This is a genomic window from Micromonospora sp. A200, from assembly GCF_029893845.1.
Taxonomy (GTDB): Bacteria; Actinomycetota; Actinomycetes; order Mycobacteriales; family Micromonosporaceae; genus Micromonospora; species Micromonospora purpureochromogenes.
In genome coordinates this window covers 60,301-66,596 of the sequence record NZ_JARXXY010000035.1, presented here as the reverse complement: position 1 = coordinate 66,596, position 6,296 = coordinate 60,301, and the positions used below count along the sequence as shown (strand labels likewise).

The 6,296-nt window shown below is 73.0% G+C and carries 6 protein-coding genes; 2 read left to right on the top strand and 4 right to left on the bottom strand.

Annotated elements, in window-relative coordinates:
- Positions 1 to 366 precede the first annotated feature (366 nt).
- From M2302_RS26840 to M2302_RS26830, 3 genes are all read right to left on the bottom strand, one after another.
- The gene (locus M2302_RS26840) at positions 367 to 732 is read right to left on the bottom strand and encodes a WhiB family transcriptional regulator (protein ID WP_280840613.1); all 366 of its coding nucleotides are present in this window, start codon (positions 730 to 732) and stop codon (positions 367 to 369) included.
- Positions 733 to 861: 129 nt separating this feature from the next.
- A complete protein-coding gene (locus tag M2302_RS26835; RefSeq protein WP_280840612.1) occupies positions 862 to 1,116 on the bottom strand; it encodes a hypothetical protein in 255 nt (84 codons plus the stop codon).
- A 124-nt stretch (positions 1,117 to 1,240) separates the two neighbouring features.
- On the bottom strand, positions 1,241 to 3,406 hold the full coding sequence (locus M2302_RS26830) for an ATP-dependent DNA helicase UvrD2 (RefSeq protein ID WP_280840611.1): 2,166 nt from the start codon (positions 3,404 to 3,406) through the stop codon (positions 1,241 to 1,243).
- Between the two features lie 93 nt (positions 3,407 to 3,499).
- On the opposite strand from M2302_RS26830, the gene M2302_RS26825 reads away from it, so the two are divergent.
- Complete coding sequence (locus M2302_RS26825) at positions 3,500 to 3,742, top strand: mycoredoxin (RefSeq protein WP_154942149.1); 243 nt, start codon at positions 3,500 to 3,502, stop codon at positions 3,740 to 3,742.
- Between the two features lie 70 nt (positions 3,743 to 3,812).
- On the opposite strand, the gene M2302_RS26820 is transcribed toward M2302_RS26825, so the two are convergent.
- The gene (locus tag M2302_RS26820; RefSeq protein ID WP_280840610.1) at positions 3,813 to 5,072 is read right to left on the bottom strand and encodes an MFS transporter; all 1,260 of its coding nucleotides are present in this window, start codon (positions 5,070 to 5,072) and stop codon (positions 3,813 to 3,815) included.
- 229 nt (positions 5,073 to 5,301) lie between these two features.
- Here M2302_RS26820 and M2302_RS26815 point away from each other — a divergent pair, with 229 nt between their 5' ends.
- Positions 5,302 to 6,276, top strand: coding sequence for a helix-turn-helix transcriptional regulator (locus M2302_RS26815; protein ID WP_280840609.1), 975 nt, complete (start codon positions 5,302 to 5,304; stop codon positions 6,274 to 6,276).
- Positions 6,277 to 6,296 lie beyond the last annotated feature (20 nt).

Here is a 6,296-nt window from a genome sequence, read left to right as displayed (position 1 = left end):
CGCCGCGTGGCGGGTGGTCGGGTCGGCGGGGGGCGGGGGGGCGGGGGGGGGGGGGGGGGGGGGGGGTGCCGGGGGGGGGGGGGGGGGCCCGGCCCCCCCCCCCCCCCCCCCGCGTACTCGGTAGGGATCTAGAGAGCGCCCAGGTCGCGAGCCGACTGGCTCCGGCTCTTCATCGCGACGGTACGGGCGGAACGGGTTGCCTCAGTGCTCGTGGTGGTACGACCGGCCTGAGGCCGGCGCATTCGAGCACGGGACAACGCTTCGTGGAGTAGTTGCATCTCGGTTCCGTTCGGGTAGTTCAGCAGCATTGGTTTCGGCTTTCTCGCGGCCGGTGTCGGACACCGGCGGGATTGGAACGGGAAGTTGTCAGGCCGCCAGCCGGACCGCGTTGCGCGAGATGGCCACACCACTGGCCACCAGTCGCGCCTCGGCCTCGACCCGGAGCGCCGCGTCGCGGGCGAGGTCCTCCTTGCGCGGACGGCCACGGGGCCGCTTGCGCGGGACGACCGCGCCACGCTCGAAGATCTCGCCGCCCCAGACGCCCCACGGCTCCGCCCGCTCCACCGCACCGGCGAGGCACTCGACGCGCAGCGGGCAGTCCCCGCAGAGCGACTTGGCCAACTCCAGCTCGGCGGGCTGGTCGGAGAACCACAGGTCAGGGTCGAACTTCCGGCAGGGCAGGTTCGCCTCCATCTCGACGCTCACGTCGAGGGGGGCCAACGCCAGACTCATCGCCCGGTCACCTCTCTCTCACTTCGATCTCGTGGATCGCATTTCCGACGTACGGCGGGGCAAAAAACTGAGGCCGCGGATCCCGGTGAGCGGGTTCCGCGGCCTCGAGGTGAGCCGGTGGTCTGGGATTCAGACCGGTCTACCTCGAGGTGGAGCGCCGCGGACATCCGTGCGCTTCTTGGCGACACCGATGCCCATGCCCGTGAAGCCACTGGTCCCCTCGACTCCGATCGGTGCGACGGTCAGGGTCAGCTCGGCCTGAGCCTGGACCTGGTGCACCTGCGGAACCGACGGTCGCGTGGCGGCAAGGGCCACCCGGACAGTCGACAGCGGAGCGCAGGCAGCTGGCATCGCCGCCGGACGCTCATAGGTGAAGATCTCCACGGGTGCCACCTCCCTCACGTTCCTCGTGCCGACTTGGTCTCCCACCCCGTGAGCAGCCGGAATGGCGCCGCTCCCGAGGTGTGCCATGAGGCTATTCCTCGCCCGGGGGCGAGGGCAAACGAATTTACGACGAGATTTCGAAAGTTTTTTGCGGCGCGATGTCGTCCACCGCCGCACCGTCCACTAGCGCCAGCACGGCCTCGCCGTAGAGGCCGAGCTTGCGGGGCCCGATCCCGGCGATGGCGATCAGCTCCTCGGTCCGCCCGGGACGCCGCTCAGCCAGCGCGGTCAGGGTGGCGTCGGTGAAGACGACGTACGCCGGGACCTTCTGCGCGCCGGCCACCCGGGCCCGCCAGTCCCGCAGCCGCTCGTACAGGTCCTCGTCGATGTCGGACGGGCAGGTCGGGCAGCGGCCCAGCTTGCGGTCCGGGCCGGCGAGCAGGGTCGCGCCGCAGATCCGGCAGGAGACGATCTGGGTGGCGGGGCGGCGCGCGGCGGTGCGCTTCGCCACGCCGCCGCCGGCCCGCTCGCCGCCGCCGGAGCGGTCCAGCTGCGGCAGGAACCTCGACGGCCGCCGGGCCCGTCCGCCCGACGAGCGGGCCGAGGCGTACGACAGCCAGAGCCACTGCCGGGCGCGGGTGATCCCGACGTAGAGCAGCCGGCGCTCCTCCTCGACCTGCTCCGGGGTACGGGCGTACGTGGTGGGCAGGGTGCCCTCGGAGAGCCCGACCAGGAAGACCGCGTCCCACTCCAGCCCCTTGGCCGAGTGCAGCGACGCCAGCGTCACTCCGTCGACGGTCGGCACGTGCTGCTGGGCGGCGCGGCGGGCCAGCTCCTCGTTGAAGTCGCTCAGGGTCACCGGGCGCTCCACCGCGGCGGCCTCGCCGATCGGGAGCACCTCCGGCGTCGCCGCGTACTCCTCGGCGAGCTGGACCAGCGCGGCCAGCGCCTCCCACCGCTCCCGGGCGGCGCCGCCGGCCGGGGGCGCGTCGGGGGCCCAGCCCACCGCGGCGAGCGCCTCGACCACGGCGGTCGGCAGCGGGGTCTCCCCCGGGATCGAGCGGGTGGCGGCCCGCAGCGCGACCATCGCCTGGCGCACCTCGACCCGCTCGAAGAACCGCTCCGCCCCCTGCACCACGTACGGCACGCCGGCCTCGGTCAGCGCCTTCTCGTACGCCTCGGACTGGGCGTTGGTCCGGAACAGCACGGCGATCTCCTTGGCCGGGGTGCCCCCGTCGACCAGGGTCCGGCAGCGGGCGGCGACGGCGTTCGCCTCGGCCGGCTCGTCGGTGAAGATCCGTAGCTCCGGCTCGGGGCCCGGCGGGCGCTGCCCGTGCAGCTCCAGCCGCAGCCGCGCCTCGGCGCCCCGGGCCTGCGAGATCACCGCGTTGGCCAGCCCGACCACCTGCGGGGTGGAGCGGTAGTCGCGGACCAGCCGGACCACCGTCGCGCCCCGGTGCCGGCGCGGGAAGTCGACCAGGTACGACGAGGTGGCCCCGGTGAACGAGTAGATCGTCTGGCTGGCGTCGCCCACCACGGTCAGGTCGTCCCGGCCGCCGAGCCAGGCGTCCAGCAGCCGTTGCTGCAACGGGTTGACGTCCTGGTACTCGTCGACGACGAAGTGCCGGTACTGGCCGCGCACCTGCTCGGCGACGTCCCGGTGCTCCTCGATCCCCCAGACCGCGGCGCGCAGCATGTCCTCGAAGTCGATCACGCCGTTGGAGCGCTTGAGCCGTTCGTACGCGGCGAAGACCTCGGCCACCTTCGCCGGCTCGTACGGCGTCTCGCGCAGCGCCTTGGCCGCGGCGATTACGTACTCCCCCGGCTCGACCAGCGACGACTTGGCCCACTCGATCTCGCCGGCGAGGTCGCGCGCGGCGGCCCGGTCGGCGCGCAGGCCGACCTTGGCGGCGGCCAGGGTGACCACCCGCACCTTGCTGTCCAGCAGCTCGGGCATGGCGCGCCCCTCCAGCAGCCGGGGCGCGAAGTAGCGCACCTGGCGCAGCGCGGCGGCGTGGAAGGTCCGTGCCTGGACACCGGACACCCCGAGAACGGTGAGCCGGGCCCGCATCTCGGCGGCGGCCCGGGCGGTGAAGGTGACCGCCAGCACGTGCCGGGGGGAGATCTCGCCGGTGAGCGCGCGGTGGGCGATCCGCGAGGTCACCGCGCGGGTCTTGCCGGTGCCCGCGCCGGCCAGGATGCAGACCGGGCCGGCCGGGGCGGTCACCGCCGCGCGCTGCTCCGGGTCGAGCCCGGCGAGCACGACTTCCGCCGCTGAGTGAACCCCCACAGCGAGGAATCATCTCAGCTCCCGCTGATGTTGCAGCGGTTAGCCTGACCTGAACGACAGGCCGGGCGAGGCGAGCACTTGGAGGACCTGACCATGTTGACGATGTATTCCACCCCGTGGTGCGGCTACTGCCACCGGCTCAAGTCGCAGCTGGACCGGGAGGGCATCGGGTACGAGGTGGTCGACATCGAGCAGGACCCGAAGGCGGCCCAGTTCGTGATGAGCGTCAACGGGGGCAACCAGACCGTCCCCACGCTGCGCTTCGCCGACGGCAGTGCCCTGACCAACCCCTCCATCACCCAGGTCAAGCAGCACCTGGCCAGCCTCGCCGGCTGACCCCTCAGCACTCACGAAAAGTGGTCGTTCCCCCCGGAACGGCCACTTTTCCGTGTCCGGGTGCGGGCGCTCAGCGGCGGGTGGCGTCGGGGGTGAGGTGTTCGGCCGGGTGGGGACGGCGGGGCGACGGGACTCCAGCGGGCGTCCCGGGCGGCGGGGAGAGCCGGCGGCCGCGCCAGAGCCAGGCGCCGGCGGCGGTGGTGACCACCCCGACCAGGACGAACAACAGCCGGTAGTCGAACACCCCGACGAGCAGCGCGCCCGCCCCGATGGAGCACGCCTGCGGGCCGCTGACCAGCGCCTCGGACGCCGCGGCGACCCGGCCCAGCAGCCGGGGCGGGGTGCGCCGCTGGATCAGCGTGGCGAGCCCCACCATGGTCAGCGGCAACGAGACCCCGGCCAGCAGCAGCGCCAGCACCCCGAGCCGGAGGTCCGGCCAGGCCAGCGCCAGCGCGGCCGGGCCGAAGAAGGTCACCCCGGCGGCGAGCGCCCCGACCTCGCCGATACGGCGCACCACCGCGGGTGAGAGCAGGCCGCCCACCAGCCCACCCACCCCCTGCACGGTGACCAGTACCCCGACGAACGCGGCGTCGCGGTCCAGCCCCTGGTCGACGTACGCGAAGATCAACGACTCGCTGAAGCCCATCACCAGCGAGCCCAGCCCGTAGCCGAGCAGGGCCCGGCGCAGCGCCGGCTCGCCGGCCAGGTGGCGCAGCCCGGCGCCCAGCTCGGCCGGCCAGCGCAGGGTGGCCGCCGCCGGTTCGGTCTCGGCCACCCGGAGCAGCCCGACCACGGCGGCGGCGGTGACGAACCCGACCATCGCCAGGGTGGTGAGCAGCCAGCCACCGACGGCCGCGTAGAGGGCCGCCCCGGCCAGTGGGCCGCCGAGCCGCAGCCCCTGCCGCACGGTCTGCAGCGCCCCGTTCGCGTCGGCGAGCAGTTCGCTCGGCACCAGCTGCCGGATCAGGCCGCTGAGCGTCGCGCTGAGCGTGAGATACGACAAGCCGTACAGCGCGGCCACCACGTAGATGATCCACACATCGGCGCGGTCCCGGACCGCGAAGAGCGGGGTGAGCAGCATGGCGGTGCCCAGGTTCGCGGCGACGAAGAACGGCCGCCGGCGGTAGCGGTCGACCACCCAGCCGACCAGCGGCGCCAGCGTCATCGGGGCGATGATCGCGAAGATGGTGGCGCCGGCCAGCCCGTCGGAGGAGGTCAGATCCTTGACCCAGATGGCGAGCGCGAGCAGCAGGATCGACTCGGCGGCCATGCTGGCCAGCAGCGCGCCGAAGAGCAGTCGGAAGTCGGGGCGGCGCAGGACGGTGCGCATGAGGGTTCCCTCCGCGGGGATGGCGCCGGTCGGCGCGTCAGGGGGAGGTGCGGCCGGCCCGGTCATCGTCGCCCGGACGGCCGACACCTTCCACAGTCCTCTTTTTGTCTCGTGACACGCCCTCGCCGGAACCTCCGGCACCGGTCGCGCCGTCCATACTGACCGTGGGGGGCGAATTTCATACAGTTACCGTCGCGTCCGCGGCGGTCGACGCGAAACGAGGACACCTGTGCCTCCTGCGGTACCCAGTCCGATCCTGCGACGACGCAGGCTCGGCACCGAACTGCGCCGCCTGCGCGAGGCGGCGGGACTCACCGGCGACCAGGTCATCGAGCGGATCGGCTGGGCGTCGGCGTCCAAGCTGTCCCGGCTGGAGAACGGGCGCAGCCGCCCGGACCCGGACGACGTACGCCTCCTGCTGGACCTCTACGGCGCCGAGCCGGAGCTGCGCGACGACCTGCTGGGGATCACCCACGAGGCCGGCGACATGCGCGGTTGGCGCAAGTCGTACCCGGTGATGACGCAGCAGCAGCTCGGCTGGGCGGAGATCGAGGCCGGCTGCGCGGAGATCCGCGAGTACAACCCGGTGCTGGTGCCGGGGCTGCTCCAGACCCCCGGCTACGCCCGGCTGCGGATCGTCTCGGCCGACCGGGCGGCCAGCGCGATCGGCGACCCCGAGGCCGGCGAGGACCCGGAGACCGAGGTACGCGCCCGGCTCGCCCGCCAGTCGCTGCTGGACCGGGTCGACGGCCCGCGCTACACGGCGGTGCTGGAGGAGGCCGCGCTGGGCCGCCGGGCCGGGCCGCCGGAAGTGCTGCACGAGCAGCTGGTAAAGCTCTGTGAGCTGGCCATCCTTCCCAACGTCACGCTGCACCTGCTGCAACGCGACACGGTGATCGGCGATTTCTACCTGCCGCCGACCGCCTTCTCGCTCTACCGGTTCGCCGATCCCCAGGATCCGGAGACCCTGGCGATCGAAGGCGGCTTCATCGACGTCATGTCACACGAGGCAAACCCGGTAAATCGCTATAAAGTGACCTTCGAGTGGCTGTGCTCGGCGGCGCTCTCCGCATCGGACACCCTCTCCTGGCTCTTCGAGGCGACGGGGCGGCTGACCGACTCGGCAGCCCCGTCCACGTCGGCCCCCGGGTCGCCACCGCCGGTCCAGCGCCGGCGACACTCCGGGCGCCTGACGGAACGGTGATCCACACCGGACCCCGTCGG